Origin of the sequence: Corynebacterium ulcerans, from assembly GCF_900187135.1 — a bacterium.
GTDB lineage: Bacteria > Actinomycetota > Actinomycetes > Mycobacteriales > Mycobacteriaceae > Corynebacterium > Corynebacterium ulcerans.
The window spans coordinates 2,233,750-2,248,361 of record NZ_LT906443.1; the positions used below are offsets into that span (position 1 = coordinate 2,233,750).

Below are 14,612 nucleotides of genomic sequence, written 5' to 3' on the forward strand. Positions count from 1 at the left end.
TAGGAAGGCATAACTTCATGGACGCCATGTGGTCCCAGCTATGGCCAGCTATTTTTCCCGCATTTTGGGTCACCATTAAGCTCACCGTGCTCGCAGCCATTGGAGCGATGTTGGGTGGGACTCTGCTTACTGCTATGCGGGTATCGCCCGTGCGTATTCTCCGCACGCTGGCCACACTGTATGTAAACACAGTGCGCAATACACCTCTGACTTTGGTCGTTCTCTTCTGTTCTTTCGGGCTCTACCAAACTCTTGGATTGTCACTGGCTAGTAGAGGAAGCGCAACCTTTTTGGCTGATAACAACTTCCGGTTAGCTACGTTGGGCTTCATTCTTTATACCTCGGCGTTTGTCTCTGAGTGTTTGCGTTCGGGAATAAACACTGTCGATTTTGGGCAAGCGGAAGCTGCGCGATCACTAGGGCTGAGTTTCTCTCAGACCTTTAACAAGATTGTTTTCCCTCAAGCTATCCGGGCGGCGATTGTGCCGTTGGGAAATACTTTGATTGCGTTGACCAAAAACACCACGATTGCGTCGGTGATTGGGGTAGGAGAGGCCTCGCTGCTTATGAAAGAGGTCATTGAAAACCACGCAAGCCAGCTCTTTGTAATCTTTGGGTGCTTTGCTTTAGGTTTCATGGCTCTTACTCTGCCCATGGGATACTTCCTGGGTGCGTTATCTACCCGTATGGCGGTGAAAAGATGAGTGTTCGTGCGACAGTGCTTTACGACGCCCCAGGGCCCAACGCTTTACGCAGAAACGCGATATATACGGTTCTTACGGTTGTAGTAGCTATCGTTCTTATCGGCTGGGTGTTGTTTGCTTTGCACTCTAAAGGGCAGCTCGATGCTGTGAAGTGGACTCCTTTTACGGATGCTAGGACCTGGAATACGTATTTGATTCCCGGACTCGTGGGAACGCTGAAATCAGCATTGTCTTCTGTGATTCTCGCGGTAGTTTTAGGCGTCCTTCTTGGCCTGGGACGGCTCTCAGGGAGTCGAGTGCTCCGATGGATATGCGCAGCGATAGTGGAATTTTTCCGGGCGGTGCCAGTGCTGCTGTTGATTATCTTTAGCTATCAAGCACTTGCCGTGTACAAAGTGGTTCCGCCGCGAGAGTTGGCGTTTACCGCAGTGGTGTTCAGCTTGACTATGTACAACGGAGCCGTCATCGCAGAAATCCTGCGAGCCGGGATCCGCGCCCTTCCTAGGGGACAAACTGAGGCTGCTCAGGCACTGGGCTTAAGCCACCGACAGACGATGCGGAAGATTCTCTTGCCACAGGCGGTCGCTGCAATGCTTCCGGCACTTATTGCTCAGGCCGTGATTGCACTTAAAGACTCCGCATTGGGATATCAGATTGGTTATGTAGAGATTGTTCGTCAGGGTATTCAGTCATCGGCAACTAATAGGAATTATTTGCCGTCGTTGATAGTGGTTGCGGTTCTTATGATCCTTATCAACTATTCCCTGACGGTGCTGGCAGAACGCGTTGAACGGCAACTCCGTGCGGGCAGGGCACGTCGTAATATCTTGGCCAAAGTTCCGGAACATCCGCACCAGGGACTCACTACCAAAGACAACGCCTATGTGGATTGGCACGACCCAGATCATCAGGAGATCAAGAATCCAGCCGAATAAGAGCTAGTGAAGGCTTGGAGAACTGTGCCTCATATCAATGAGCATTTGGCCAGCAAGACCTTGAGCAAGGCGGTAGCCTCAGTACTTATGCGTACTGATTCTCTCAAGCTTGCTGGCCCCGCTATTCTTTTTGCCCCGGCTGATCGTGCAGAAATTATTCCTAAGGCTGCACAACGCGCGGATTTAGTGATCCTTGATCTAGAAGACGGCGCGGGGGACGTTAATAGGGAATCCGCATACCAAAATATTAGAAATGCACACCTTGACCCTACGACCACGTTTGTCCGGGTCGTAGGGCCTTCCGATGACCACTATGGTCAGGACATCGCTTTTGTTCGGGAGACAGAATATCGCAATATAATCGTGCCCAAGGTTGGGACGCGTTTGCCGGAGAACCTAGACGGCTTTAACGTCGTCCCTATCATTGAGACTCCCGCGGCGTTGGTCAATATTCAGCACTTTGCTGAGCATCCGCTTGTCGTGGGGCTTTATTGGGGGGCTGACGACTTAACAATAGGACTTGGGGGAGCATATTCGCGGCAGCGTAGCGACGAACCCATTCCCGGGCGTTACAGAGAAACCATGGCGTATGCGCGTTCGCAGACACTGATTCATGCTGCTGCTGCCGGAAAGTGGGCAATGGATGCGGTGTATCAGGATTTTTCTGACGATGACGGGCTTTACCTCGAAGCATTGGACTCCGCACGAATGGGGTTTGCTCTCTATCCCTGTATTCATCCTCGACAGGTGGACGTAGTACGACGGGCCTTTTACCCAGGAGAAGCACAAATCGAATGGGCGCAGCGGATTGTGGAGGAATCCAGCCGCCATTCTGGAGCTTTTAAACTAGATGGGGAGATGGTGGATACACCGTTGATTACCTTGGCTTTTAATCTGCTTAATCGCATCAAAGGCGATGCCACATAATGCTAAGAGCAAAGGCGCCGGAGGGATGACCCACTGGCGCCTTGAAGAAGAGAATTTCTAAGCTTCAGAATGCTTTTTATCCACTGCAGCTAAGAGCTCCAGGGTACGTTCTATGCGATCCGCAGGAAGCTCGGCTCCTACGACTGCCAGGGCGGCGTCGGCAAGCATAATCGCCAGAGGCGGCAAACTATCGTCTTTGAGCGGCTCGGGGACAACACCGTTGTTTGGTCGCATCTCAATGACTGACATCGCAATATGGAAGGGGAGATCAACTCGAGGATCATCGGAGCCAGCGATTTCCGCGGCGATATCGTGGAATACTTGTCGCAATTGGGTGCGCTGTGCGTGGTACTCCGAGAACTCAGGTGATGCCGCAACGGGGAGCTGATAAAGCCTGCCTACGTTCCACCGTGTAGACAGCAACAGCCGGCACTCGGCAGCAGTCAGAGCCCATAAGCGTAGCGGTGCGGGTACCTCGGCCTCACCTAGATCTGCCGCTAATGCAGTGGAGGGCTCAACTGTGGAGTTCAGCAGGGTGAGAAAGATTTCAGTTTTAGAAGGAAAGTGGTAATACAAAGAGGCTTGACGGATACCGACCGCGTCTGCAATCTGATGAGTGGAAGTGGTAGCAAATCCTTGGACAGTAAAAAGCTCCGACGAGGCATCCAAAATCTCTTCGCGTGCCGTACTGCCACGGCGACGCGGACTATTTTTCCGAGGGCGTCCAACAGCTCCTGCCATGTGATTACCCACTCTCCTTCCTTTTCCCTTGACTCTGCGTCTCTGCGGCACAGAACCAACAGGTTAGTTTATACACTAAGCCGAAAATAAACCTAGTGGCATAACTGATTCTGGCTAGTTTATTTTTGGTAGAGGATGCTCACAGAGCCTTAAGACCTTTCTAGCATGCAAAAACTAGACTAGTTGCACATTGTGGTCTGCGGCGAGCGCGCGAGCTACATCTGCGACCATTCGAGAAGAAGCTCCGAAAATGCTGCGCTGAATAGCCGGGAGACTATCCACCGTTGCTTTATGAGAATGCACGCGATCAGTCCACCGCCTGAACTGAAGGTCAAGGCCGCTTTCCCATGCTTGACGGAGGAAATCTGCTTGGGTTTGAGACAAGAATCCAGCTTCTACACCAGCATTGATGCGACGGCGGGTGGAGAAATCTGTAGAGCCTGCGGCAACGCCTGCCCAACGAGCAATGGCAATGATGGGATATAAGAGGTCTTGCCGTACGTCGACAGGCGCATCTTTGTCAGGGAGCCCCTCGTGGAGGCGTAGCGCTGGTGGACGCTGGTTGATGGCGTCGATAAGCAAAAGACTGTGGTCTGCGTGGGCGATAACTTCTTGCAAACACCATGAGCCCGCGTCTGCAAAAATTGCTAGTTCCGGGCCGTCTGCCTTGGAGATCATTCCCAGCCATTCGCTCTTAGCACGGGGCTGAATTCCAAAACGGGTGTGCTCGGTGACCAAGCCGACATCGGTGAGTAAGGAGTCGAGTGCTGTCGTAGAGACTTCAGCCGAGCCAACAGTCAACCACTTGATCGGGGAGGAGGGCAGTGCATCACCACGTCCGATAGCACCGGTAAGAATGATCTCGGCGCCTCCAGTGATCTCTGCTATTCCCCCACTGTGGAGGACATCGGAGACAAGTCTGGAGAACCATTCGACGAGAGCTTGTGGACGTTCACCGTGCGCCACTGCGTTGCGCACTAAATCTTGGCTTTCCGTTAACACACCTCGTGCTGTAGGGGTGTCAGCACATTGCGGTGCTAACTCGGAAAGCTCGGTTAATGACTCGTGCAACAAGGGGCCTCCCAACATGTAAGAACTACACAACTAAAATACCAGCTGTAAGCTTTACGACGTTCTTGGGCAGAGCTTCCTCGCAATAGAATCGGCTTTTAACGTGCTAGAGACCGATATTGTTTATACGACGAAGCGCCCATCCGAATACACGGACGGGCGCTTAGGCTGTCATCGCACTAGGGGAGAAAACCCCAGAGCGTGTTTGTTTGTTCTCCCAGTCGATTTAGCGGCTGGTGAACGGCAGGAGAGCCATCTCGCGGGCGTTCTTAACCGCAGTTGCAACCTGACGCTGCTGCTGCGGGGTAAGACCGGTCACGCGACGTGAACGGATCTTGTGGCGATCGGAGATGAACTGACGAAGGGTGTTGACGTCCTTGTAGTCCACCTTCTCGATGCCTGCGGCCTTGAGAGGGTTCTTCTTGGGGCGGCGGGACTGCTCCATCCGCGCCTTCTTCATGTTATTGCGCTTCATTGAAAACTCCCTGATTACCAGCTGGACTTACGGACGCCCGGAAGCTCACCGCGGTGAGCCATCTCGCGCATACGGACACGGGATACACCGAACTTACGGAGGAAGCCACGAGGGCGTCCATCGCGTGAGTCGCGGTTGCGGACACGTGACGGAGAAGCATCGCGAGGCTGACGATTCAGCTCGAACTGTGCATCCATACGGTCCTCATCAGAGGTGTTCGGGTTCTTGATGATTGCCTTGAGCTCGTTACGGCGCTCCGCGTAGCGGGCGACGATTTCCTTGCGCTGCTCGTTCTTGGCGATCTTGGACTTCTTAGCCATAGATTATCGCTCCTCGCGGAATTCGACGTGCTTGCGGACCACCGGATCGTACTTCATCAAAGAGATGCGATCGGGGTTGTTTCGCTTGTTCTTACGAGTGACATAGGTGTAACCGGTGCCAGCCGTAGACTTCAGCTTGATGATCGGACGGATATCGTTACGTGCCATCTTTTAGATCTTCTCCCCACGTGCGCGAATCTTTGCAACCACGGACTCAATGCCATCGCGGTCGATGACCTTCAGGCCCTTGGTGGAAACATTCAGGGTGATGGTACGGCCCTCAGAGGGCAGGTAGAACTTACGACGCTGCACGTTGGGGTTCCAACGGCGAGACGTGCGTCGGTGCGAGTGCGAGACCGACTTGCCGTAACCCGGCTTGCGTCCCGTAACCTGGCAAATAGCCGACATAGGTTTCTTTCTCCTAGCCGCCCACGTTCAACCTGCGGCTGCGCCGCTCCATGAGAAATGGGGCGCTGCCAGTGCTGACGGGGCGATAAACGAACAATTTCGACAACAGCAAGAGACAACCATACCGGTCTGGAGCTGAATTACCTAATTTCCTACAGAGTGGGCAACGTGAATCACATCTCGCACTTGTGGAGTGCTGTTTTGTGGACTTCTTTTGTTTAGAGTGTGCTGCGCGATAAATGGCTTATATATATAGTTAGTGTTCCGGCTGGCAGGGATGGGGTCCGGGGATTGCTGTGAGTCGTATTTTTTTTAACCAGTGTTGCCTATGTGAAAAATCTGTAGGGGATTGACCTGTACTGGCATAACTCATGTTGGAAAATTTCCTATTTCATGGTGGTAGCGGGTACAGTGTTTCAAGTTGTCCTACTCCTTTGCAGAGATGGCCGATATCGCGAACCCAACTCAGGCACGATCCCTGCCGGGCGGGCTGTCATTGCAACAGGCGATGATGATGCCTCTGGCCAGTGAAGATGTAGGGAACCGACCTGAAGTTTCAATCCTGAGGGAATCGAGAGCTATGAAGAAAGACATTCACCCTGACTACCATCCGGTAGTTTTCCAAGATGCAGGTACTGGTCACCAGTTCCTGACTCGTTCGACCGCTTCGAGCGACCGTACGGTTGCTTGGGAAGATGGTAACGAGTACCCGCTGATCGTTGTAGACGTTACCAGCGAGTCTCACCCCTTCTGGACCGGTGCACAGCGTGTTATGGACACTGCTGGCCGTGTTGAGAAGTTCCAGCGTCGTTTCGGTGGCATGGCCCGCCGTAAGAAGAAGGCTTAAGAGGAGGGTTAGAGAAAAATGGCAGTACCAAAGCGTCGTATGTCCCGCGCAAACACACGCTCTCGTCGTTCCCAGTGGAAAGCTGATAACGTTGCTCTTCAGGAAGTGAAGATCGACGGCCAGACCGTACGTATTCCACGTCGTCTGGTAAAGGCAGCTCAGCTTGGTCTCGTTGAGGTTGAGCAGTTCTAGTAGAGCTGTTGGGTCAGTCTTTTGACCGCTTAGAGCCGACTCCAAGTTCCGGAAGTCGGCTCTTTTTGCATATATAAAGATTCACAGGTGGTTCTAGGTGAGGCTTAAGCATCACCCTAAGACGGAAAGGCACAATAGGACACATGAAAATTGTTGTGGTGGATGACGAACAAGCGGTTCGTGAATCCCTGCGTCGGTCGTTGTCCTTCAACGGGTACGACGTATTCCTCGCTGAAGATGGTGTTCAAGCTCTCGAAGTAATCGAGAAAGAACAACCAGAACTGGTCATTCTTGATGTCATGATGCCTCGGATGGACGGGCTTGAAGTTTGCCGCACTCTACGCAGTGCAGGAGACGACCGTCCTATCTTGGTCCTCACCGCCCGGGACGGAGTCTCTGACCGCGTGGCTGGCCTTGACGCTGGAGCAGACGATTACCTTCCTAAGCCTTTTGCTTTGGAAGAATTGCTTGCGCGTGTTAGATCCCTACTACGTCGCGCAGCTGCTGACGCTGTCGGTGGCCCGAGCCAAGGGGAACTCACTTTTGATGACCTCAAACTGAACCCTGACACCAGGGACGTAACTCGCGGAGGGCGGCACATCAGCCTAACCCGTACCGAGTTTGCTCTGTTGCAGCTGTTGATGGCTAACGCACGTCGAGTTCTTAGCCGCTCCACAATCCTTGAAGAGGTATGGGGTTATGATTTCCCCACTTCAGGAAATGCCCTTGAGGTATACATCGGTTATCTGCGTCGCAAGACTGAATCTGAGGGCGAGCCTCGTCTGATTCACACCGTGCGCGGCGTTGGCTATGTTTTGAGGGATACTGCACCGTGATCCTTCGGCGCCCCGAATACAGCCTGGGGACCGATTCCTCAGGCGTTCTGGGCGTAGATGACCGTCCTAAGACTGTCACCGGAAGTGATACTCCGCTGAAGTGGCGGATCACTCTGCTCACGGCCTCCATGGTGGCGATCGCCGTTGGAATGATGATGATCGCTGCCTATTGGAGTGTGTCTGCGGCACTGCGGGGATCAGTAGATAACTCGTTGGACGCCAAGGCATCTGCGATGCTTGAACGCTCTACGGATCCTGCTTTCTTTAATTCCTTAGAAGCTGAAGTTGAACGGTTCAAGGATTACAATCCTGATACCCGCATTTCTATTTCTGCTCCAGGATGGACCCATGCTGTGGGCGATAATCTCCCTGTTCTTTCTGAAAAAGCACAGACAGAAGGTTATCGAGTAAGCACTGTGAGCGGAGAACGCGTACTGGTCAAGCGTTCTAATATAGGCGCAACGGTAATGCTAGCGCGAGACATGACGCAGACTAACCGAATGATCACGACGTTGGGCATTGCCCTGTTAGTTGTGGCAGGTCTTGGAGTACTCCTTGCCTTTGGCACGGGAGTAGTGGTGTCTTCGACTGTGTTTCGTCCGATTTCTCGGTTGCGCAATGCTGTTCGGTATATCACGGAAACGGATGATCTACGCCCGATTGAGGTCTCAGGTAACGATGAGATTGCACAGTTGGCCAACAATTTTAACGAAATGCTAGAAGCCTTACGGCGGTCAAGGCAACGGCAAACGGAGTTGGTTGCAGATGCTGGGCACGAACTGAAGACTCCACTTACTTCCATGCGCACCAACATCGAATTATTGATGATGATGCAGAATTCGGATAACCACCGGATCTCTTTGGAAGATAAGCGAGCGCTTCAAGAAGACGTGATTGCTCAAATGGAGGAGCTTTCTACGCTCATCGGAGACTTGGTGGACTTGGCACGTCAAGATACACCAGAAAAAGCTTTGGAAGAAGTGGATCTGGTTGACGTTATCGATGCCTCGCTGGTGCGTGTTCGACGTCGACGTTCAGACGTTGAGTTCGAGATGTCCACGATTCCTTGGTATCTGGATGGTGATAGCTTCGCTTTGGGACGAGCCATTATTAACCTTCTGGATAACGCGGCTAAGTGGTCACCGAACGGTGGCACGGTACGTCTGAAGATGGAACAGCGTGACGCGCATACGGTGTGCATCATGGTTGCTGATTCTGGACCTGGAATACCTGTTGAAGATCGCGAGAAAGTATTTGACCGCTTCTATCGTTCAGTGCAGGCACGATCGACTCCTGGATCGGGACTTGGTCTAGCTATCGTCCAATCAACGATTGAGCGTCATGGTGGAACGATCGTTGCTGGAGAATCGGACGATGGCGGAGCGTTGATGACGGTCCTTCTCCCCGGATTCCCAGATGATGAAGAACTCTCTGAGTGCCGTAAACAGCTGATCCAATACTCGGGTAAAGTGCCGTCGACCCTGGAAGAAATGCGTCGGCTACGGCACACAAAACATTCAGAACGTCGGGGAAAATGCTGAAAATCGGTAAAACCTAAAGAAAAATGACGTGGCTTAGTAGGGCTTGGTGTAGAGCATCAAGTTCTACTGTCGTATTTTGGATACGATTTTTTTCGATGTTCGAGGGATATTTTCTCACAGCCAACTCGCAGGATTTCTAGATTCTTTCACCAGATAGGTACCAGAGACAGCGCAGTTTATGGTTGCATAGTTATCACCATGACTAATCAATTTGGCACCGATAACACCAATAGCTTTGGCAAAGATTTCAACTCTGCAGCGAATAACAGTGAGCAGAGCCCTCAGCCTGGGCAGGATACTGGGCAGAATAATAGTTACCAACATAATCCTTACGTTGGGAAAAACTCAGAGACTTCAGTGTCTGAGACCCGACAGTTTGATCAGGTTCAGAATCCTTATGCGATGAATACTTCTTCTACGGCTGAAGAGTCCGTTATGCAGGGGACTCCGTCACATGGCGTTGGGCCTCAAGAAGCGAATCCCACTTACACGCAGGGGACTTCACAGCCACCCCAGCAGCAGATGCTGGATGGTGAGGCACTGGTCGCGGAGCAACCTGTTAAGGAGAAAAAGAAAATCGGATTGGGTGCTGCAACAGCCCTTGCGTTGGTTTCAGCGGTAGCCGCCGGTTCTATTACAGGCGTGTATGCCTCAAAGGTAAGCACCAATAACACTAAGTCCACGGTTGTTGAATCACTGAAACAGCCTGTTGCAGATACAACAAATAAAACTGCTCCGGCAGGTTCAGTGCAATCGGTAGCTGCTAAGGTGCTGCCTTCTGTGGTGTCGATTACCGTTACAACGGAAACCGGATCCTCCGAAGGCTCGGGCTCCATCATCTCAGAAGATGGTTATGTCATGACAAATAACCACGTAGTTGCAGAAGCCAGCTCAGGTCGGGCAAAGGTTTCTGTGGCTATGAATGACGGTTCGACGCATGATGCTGAGTTTGTTGCTGGAGACCCCAATACAGATGTGGCCGTCATAAAAATTAAGGGCGCCTCGGGGCTGCCAGTGATGAATTTTGGTGATTCCAGCAAGCTGCAGGTAGGCCAACAGGTTGTTGCGATTGGTTCTCCTCTTGGATTGTCTGCGACGGTGACGTCGGGCATCGTATCGGCCCTGAACCGACCTGTCCGTGCCGGCGGGTCTGAGACAGGGCAGTCTTCACTCATAGACGCAGTTCAAACCGATGCTGCGATCAACCCAGGTAATTCCGGTGGCCCTTTGGTGGATTCAGATGGAAATCAGATCGGTGTGAACTCTGTTATTGCTTCTTTAAGCCAGCGCCAGCCACAAGCGGGTGCGCCGCGGGCAGGTTCTATCGGGCTTGGTTTTGCTATCCCTTCTAATTTTGCACGACGCGTTGCGGCACAGTTGATTGAGACAGGCAGAGCCACACAGCCCATGATTGGCATCCAATTGGTTTCTAACGCCCGTGTGAAAGGCGCAGTGATCGCGGATGTGACGGAAGGTGATCCAGGCAGCAAGGCAGGTTTAAAGCCCGGCGAGATAATTACTAAGATTAATGGCCGCGTCGTGGATAGCGCCGACGCTCTTATCGCAGCAGTGCGGAGTAGCGATTTCGGTTCCACCGTTAAACTGACTGTTGTTAATGAAAACGGCGAGAATCCGCGAACTGTAGACGTCACGTTGACTAGTGAGTAGTTTTAAAACAAGAGCTATGAGAGGACAATGCCTCGCCTCTTTCCCCTTAAAACGCTAGCTATCTGCGTTGAGTGTTTTTGCTGCAAGAAAGGCCATGATGAGCACATCTATTGACGGAATTCCCACGCCGGAGCTCATTGATCGCGATATTTTAGATATTGGCGAGCCTGATGAGGAGTTTTTTCGTGCTCATGAGGCTGAAGAGACAGTGCTTTTCGACGCTCCCCGCCGCGCTCTAATAGTTCTAGTCAGCGACCACACGATTAGTTCGGGTGAGGATACTGATCGACTCCTTACGGAGTTGCTGACTGAAGCTACGTTTAGCGTCGATGGAGTAGTGGAGGTGAAATCAAAGGAATCACAAATCCGCAAGGCTATTGAGACTGGAGTGGTCGGTGGCGTCGATTTAGTGCTTACTGTGGGCGGTACTGGGGTAGGTCCTCGCGATAGAACGCCCGAAGCCACACGAGACGTGTTGGATCAAAATGTTCCAGGTATTGCTCAAGCTTTACGTTCTTCTGGCTTGGCGTGTGGGGCAGTGGATGCCTGTGTGTCTCGTGGCATTTCTGGAGTATCGGGCTCTACAGTAATCGTGAATCTTGCGCCTTCCCGCGCGGCGATTCGGGATGGCATGGCAACCCTGGCGCCTCTTGTGCATCACCTTATCGATCAGTTGCGTAGCTATTCTGTTGACTAGGCGGAAGAACTAACAATGATGATCAGGAAACGGCGGCGGGTTTTTAAAGAATCTTCGGCGAAAGATTACGATAGATCCGCAGACTCGACGCCCCACAACGTTGGGGTAGCCAGTAGTGCTGACGACGAGCGTTTTGTAGCACTGGATGGAGAGCCCATTCCTCCTAGTCATGCCGATGTATCTTTTTGGAAAGAGCAAATGCCGCCGCATTATGGGGCGTAATAATGACGCATAAAAGTGGAGCCAACCTGTTGAAGGTTGGCTCCACTTTTATGCGCGGTATTTAACCTCTTTTAGAGGGTACCGTTTCTCTGGTTCTTCAGGAGATCGCGGATTTCTTCCAGCAATTCTGCCTCGATGGAAGCAGGAGCGTCCTCTTCTTCTTGGATGCCCTTGCGCTTAGCGGCCATCTCATTGAGCTTGTTCATAGGAGCGACCAGGATAAAGTACACAACGGCTGCAATGATGATGAAGTTAAGTGCTGCGGTAATGACAGCACCGAAGTCCAAGAAAGTGGCTTCATTGCCGGAACGGATGTGGAAACCGAGACCGGAAACATCTGCACCACCGAGGGAAGCAATCAGAGGGTTGATGAGGTGGTTGGTGAACGCGGTAACGATTGCGGTAAATGCGGTACCAATAACGACGGCGACTGCCAGTTCGACTACGTTTCCGCGGAGAATGAAGTCTTTAAAACCTTTGAGCATAATTCCTCTTTTCAAAACTTGACTCTGCTCAGGCTAATGGAAATGCCGATAGTGTTCTAGCGCATATGATTGATGGAAACGCTTTTACCGGGTTTGGGCTCGAGTTCCGGTGATAATAACTGACATGGGCTTTAGCAATGCTGCTGCTGCGACTAGCTGGGCCTCAGGTTTGGGAAAAGCGATAAGAGCGCTGTGTTCACGATTCGTTTGCTTATCTGGCCCTGATTCCGGGACGAATATTACTAATCCACCTGCAGCTACTACGGAATCAGAGTCGGGTGTGGACTCGGACGTAATGAGGTCTACGCGGTCTCCTGGGTGCAATAAGTGGCTGAGATTCGGCTGAGCGAGCCTAACAGGTACCAAGTTAAGTGTCTCTCCCTGATCTTCTACTGTGCTATTTATCACACTGGAGATGTCGTGGGAGGGTGGCAAAAAGTCGGTCTGTACGGCAATTGCACCGCGTGGACGTGCGGAAATAGCGATTCTGCGGGTGCTTTTCTCTGTGTCTAGGGGAAAAATATCCGGGGGTGGTGTGGGTGCGGTGTGCGATGGGATGGGATTGGATTGATGCGAAACTTGTGGGTTCTCCGCTGGCGTTAATGCATTCTCGGGGAGGAAGCGCGTGGGAATGGACATGGGTTGTAGATCTTTGTGCTCAATAAGATCGCCCAGATGAATATCCCGGTTGTAGCGGAACACCGTTGTGTGAGGTTCATGATGCTGACGCACTGTTATAACAGCGGCGAGCACGCAGAGGATACCCGCAAAGAACCGGCGCAAAAGTATGCTCCGTCGAAAACTCGGGGTGCGTAATGTCGTCAAAAAGGATGTCATGTCCTATTTGACTGTTTATCGGTGGGCGCTGGTTCCTGAGGGGGTGATGATGAAGTCGGCGCGCGCGTCGTGGGCTTCATAAGGGATGGTGGGGTCTATCTCTGAATCGAAGAGAAGGAGAACTGTAGGAGTGCGGGATCCTTCTAATGCTCGGTCGTAATAACCAGCGCCTTTGCCGATCCGTATTCCCTCAGAGGTAGCTCCGAGAGCTGGAACCACGATGAGGTCCAATGTGGGCAGCACATCGTGGCTATGGTGGTACGGTCCCGTAGGCTCGAGAATGCCAAAAGCTCCGGGTTTAAGTGAGTCTGGATGTGTGTAGAGGCCCCATTCCAAGATTCCTTTAGGTCGAGAGACTGGTAGCCATAGGGACACTCCGAGATGAGAAAGGGTCGAGACTAGGCCAGTACCGCCTGGTTCCTGATGATCTGCGCAGTAGGCGGCAATCTTTGTAGCATCGAGCTTCTTTATTAAAGCGGCCAGGTGCTTCATGATTGCGTGGTTAAAGCTTGCCAGTTGCAGAGGCTGGAGTTGTTGACGTGCGCGGGAGAGCTCCCGGCGTTTCTGTTGTTTTAGGGAAGCAAGCTCTTGCGCTTTGTAGGCATCGAACTGTCCAGCTGACATGGGATACATGCTAGCGCAGAGGCGTCGAGAAGCTATACGCTTTTGGCAAAACAGTGAGAATGCAAAGAAACTTCTTTATCTCAGGTGGCGGAACTGGGGAGAACTAAGCGCCGGATGTACTCTTGTCTGCATGAAGCAGCCTCAAGAAGCTCAAGACAGTACGCGCGCCGCGGTAAAGACTGTCATCGTTCCTGCTGCTGGCATGGGAACGAGATTCCTTCCGGCCACAAAAACGGTTCCTAAAGAGCTGTTGCCAGTGGTGGATACTCCAGGCATTGAACTGATTGCAGAAGAAGCAGCTCAGTTGGGTGCGACTCGACTCGCAGTGATTACAGCTCCTAATAAACAGGAAGTTATGGAGCACTTTAAGCGATTCCCAGTGCTTGAAGAGACCCTGCAAAGTCGAGGGAAAACGGAACAATATGAGAAAGTGGTCCACGCCTCTGAACTTATTGCCCCGGTATCTGTAGTACAGGAAAAACCGCTTGGCCTCGGGCACGCAGTCGGTTTGGCGGAAACAGTTCTTGATCCGGAAGAAGACGCCGTAGCTGTCATGCTTCCCGATGACCTCGTGCTCCCGCGTGGCGTTGTGGAAAAGATGGTTGAGGTGCGTGAACAGCTAGGCGGATCTGTGCTGTGCGCCTTTGAAGTTCCAGAGGAAGAAGTCTATAACTACGGTGTTTTTGAGATTGATGAGAGCACATACGAGGGCCCTTATCACGTTAAAAAAGTCAAAGGAATGGTGGAGAAGCCTTCTGTAGATGAAGCTCCCTCAAATTTTGTAGCGACTGGTCGCTATCTGCTGGACCGGGCTATTTTCGACGCCCTACGCAGGATTACGCCGGGCGCTGGCGGTGAATTGCAGCTCACGGATGCTATCGATTTGCTTATCGACGAAGGCCATCCCGTACACATCCTCGTGCACGATGGAAAGCGACATGACCTTGGTAATCCTGGTGGATATATACCGGCTGTCGTTGACTTTGGGCTGAGCGACCCAGTGTATGGCCCCCACTTAAAAAAGGCTCTCCGAAAGATCCTGGAAGAACACGGCGCCTAACCTATCGGGTAAAACCGTGCTG

Annotated in this window: 20 protein-coding genes; 11 read left to right on the top strand and 9 right to left on the bottom strand. The window is 52.1% G+C overall.

The features are described from left to right. Nucleotides 1–17: 17 nt before the first annotated feature. From CKV68_RS10125 to CKV68_RS10135, 3 genes are all read left to right on the top strand, one after another. Nucleotides 18–704, top strand: a complete 687-nt coding sequence (locus CKV68_RS10125) for an amino acid ABC transporter permease (protein WP_095076141.1) — start codon at nucleotides 18–20, stop codon at nucleotides 702–704. After that, nucleotides 701–1,639, top strand: coding sequence for an amino acid ABC transporter permease (locus CKV68_RS10130; RefSeq protein ID WP_013911079.1), 939 nt, complete (start codon nucleotides 701–703; stop codon nucleotides 1,637–1,639). Before CKV68_RS10125 ends, CKV68_RS10130 begins: the two co-directional genes overlap by 4 nt. Nucleotides 1,640–1,726: 87 nt before the next feature. Then, a complete protein-coding gene (locus CKV68_RS10135) occupies nucleotides 1,727–2,566 on the top strand; it encodes an HpcH/HpaI aldolase/citrate lyase family protein (RefSeq protein WP_013911080.1) in 840 nt (279 codons plus the stop codon). 57 nt (nucleotides 2,567–2,623) lie between these two features. Here CKV68_RS10135 and CKV68_RS10140 read toward each other — a convergent pair whose 3' ends face one another. From CKV68_RS10140 to rpmB, 6 genes are all read right to left on the bottom strand, one after another. Beyond that, a complete protein-coding gene (locus tag CKV68_RS10140) occupies nucleotides 2,624–3,307 on the bottom strand; it encodes a TetR/AcrR family transcriptional regulator (RefSeq protein ID WP_013911081.1) in 684 nt (227 codons plus the stop codon). Between the two features lie 174 nt (nucleotides 3,308–3,481). Next, complete coding sequence (locus CKV68_RS10145; RefSeq protein ID WP_095076282.1) at nucleotides 3,482–4,378, bottom strand: putative nucleotidyltransferase substrate binding domain-containing protein; 897 nt, start codon at nucleotides 4,376–4,378, stop codon at nucleotides 3,482–3,484. A gap of 226 nt (nucleotides 4,379–4,604) precedes the next feature. Then, nucleotides 4,605–4,853: a 30S ribosomal protein S18 gene (rpsR, locus tag CKV68_RS10150; RefSeq protein WP_013911083.1), complete on the bottom strand. Its 249-nt coding sequence runs from the start codon at nucleotides 4,851–4,853 to the stop codon at nucleotides 4,605–4,607. A gap of 14 nt (nucleotides 4,854–4,867) precedes the next feature. Next, nucleotides 4,868–5,173: a 30S ribosomal protein S14 gene (rpsN, locus tag CKV68_RS10155; protein WP_013911084.1), complete on the bottom strand. Its 306-nt coding sequence runs from the start codon at nucleotides 5,171–5,173 to the stop codon at nucleotides 4,868–4,870. A gap of 3 nt (nucleotides 5,174–5,176) precedes the next feature. After that, on the bottom strand, nucleotides 5,177–5,341 hold the full coding sequence (rpmG, locus tag CKV68_RS10160) for a 50S ribosomal protein L33 (protein WP_003858439.1): 165 nt from the start codon (nucleotides 5,339–5,341) through the stop codon (nucleotides 5,177–5,179). Nucleotides 5,342–5,344: 3 nt separating this feature from the next. Beyond that, nucleotides 5,345–5,581 carry a 50S ribosomal protein L28 gene (gene rpmB, locus CKV68_RS10165; protein WP_013241513.1) on the bottom strand — a complete coding sequence of 79 codons (237 nt, stop codon included), beginning with the start codon at nucleotides 5,579–5,581 and terminating at the stop codon, nucleotides 5,345–5,347. A gap of 580 nt (nucleotides 5,582–6,161) precedes the next feature. Here rpmB and CKV68_RS10170 point away from each other — a divergent pair. The 7 genes from CKV68_RS10170 to CKV68_RS10200 all read left to right on the top strand — a co-directional run bounded on the left by CKV68_RS10170 (nucleotide 6,162) and on the right by CKV68_RS10200 (nucleotide 11,584). Next, nucleotides 6,162–6,428: a type B 50S ribosomal protein L31 gene (locus tag CKV68_RS10170; protein ID WP_013241514.1), complete on the top strand. Its 267-nt coding sequence runs from the start codon at nucleotides 6,162–6,164 to the stop codon at nucleotides 6,426–6,428. An 18-nt stretch (nucleotides 6,429–6,446) separates the two neighbouring features. After that, nucleotides 6,447–6,620, top strand: coding sequence for a 50S ribosomal protein L32 (gene rpmF, locus CKV68_RS10175; RefSeq protein ID WP_013911085.1), 174 nt, complete (start codon nucleotides 6,447–6,449; stop codon nucleotides 6,618–6,620). Nucleotides 6,621–6,763: 143 nt separating this feature from the next. Then, nucleotides 6,764–7,456: a response regulator transcription factor gene (locus CKV68_RS10180; RefSeq protein WP_013241516.1), complete on the top strand. Its 693-nt coding sequence runs from the start codon at nucleotides 6,764–6,766 to the stop codon at nucleotides 7,454–7,456. After that, nucleotides 7,453–8,997, top strand: a complete 1,545-nt coding sequence (locus CKV68_RS10185; protein WP_013911086.1) for a HAMP domain-containing sensor histidine kinase — start codon at nucleotides 7,453–7,455, stop codon at nucleotides 8,995–8,997. Before CKV68_RS10180 ends, CKV68_RS10185 begins: the two co-directional genes overlap by 4 nt. Nucleotides 8,998–9,195: 198 nt before the next feature. Next, nucleotides 9,196–10,665 carry a S1C family serine protease gene (locus CKV68_RS10190; protein WP_095076142.1) on the top strand — a complete coding sequence of 490 codons (1,470 nt, stop codon included), beginning with the start codon at nucleotides 9,196–9,198 and terminating at the stop codon, nucleotides 10,663–10,665. 97 nt (nucleotides 10,666–10,762) lie between these two features. Then, on the top strand, nucleotides 10,763–11,362 hold the full coding sequence (locus tag CKV68_RS10195; RefSeq protein WP_014836156.1) for a MogA/MoaB family molybdenum cofactor biosynthesis protein: 600 nt from the start codon (nucleotides 10,763–10,765) through the stop codon (nucleotides 11,360–11,362). A gap of 15 nt (nucleotides 11,363–11,377) precedes the next feature. Further along, nucleotides 11,378–11,584, top strand: a complete 207-nt coding sequence (locus tag CKV68_RS10200; protein WP_095076143.1) for a hypothetical protein — start codon at nucleotides 11,378–11,380, stop codon at nucleotides 11,582–11,584. A 71-nt stretch (nucleotides 11,585–11,655) separates the two neighbouring features. On the opposite strand, the gene mscL is transcribed toward CKV68_RS10200, so the two are convergent. From mscL to CKV68_RS10215, 3 genes are all read right to left on the bottom strand, one after another. Then, the gene (mscL, locus tag CKV68_RS10205) at nucleotides 11,656–12,069 is read right to left on the bottom strand and encodes a large conductance mechanosensitive channel protein MscL (RefSeq protein WP_013911090.1); all 414 of its coding nucleotides are present in this window, start codon (nucleotides 12,067–12,069) and stop codon (nucleotides 11,656–11,658) included. A gap of 84 nt (nucleotides 12,070–12,153) precedes the next feature. Beyond that, on the bottom strand, nucleotides 12,154–12,906 hold the full coding sequence (locus CKV68_RS10210) for a hypothetical protein (protein ID WP_095076144.1): 753 nt from the start codon (nucleotides 12,904–12,906) through the stop codon (nucleotides 12,154–12,156). Nucleotides 12,907–12,921: 15 nt separating this feature from the next. Beyond that, complete coding sequence (locus CKV68_RS10215) at nucleotides 12,922–13,530, bottom strand: 5-formyltetrahydrofolate cyclo-ligase (RefSeq protein ID WP_095076283.1); 609 nt, start codon at nucleotides 13,528–13,530, stop codon at nucleotides 12,922–12,924. A gap of 130 nt (nucleotides 13,531–13,660) precedes the next feature. Here CKV68_RS10215 and CKV68_RS10220 point away from each other — a divergent pair, with 130 nt between their 5' ends. Next, entirely contained in the window at nucleotides 13,661–14,590 is a 930-nt protein-coding gene (locus tag CKV68_RS10220; protein ID WP_014836158.1) for a UTP--glucose-1-phosphate uridylyltransferase, read from the top strand. Nucleotides 14,591–14,612 lie beyond the last annotated feature (22 nt).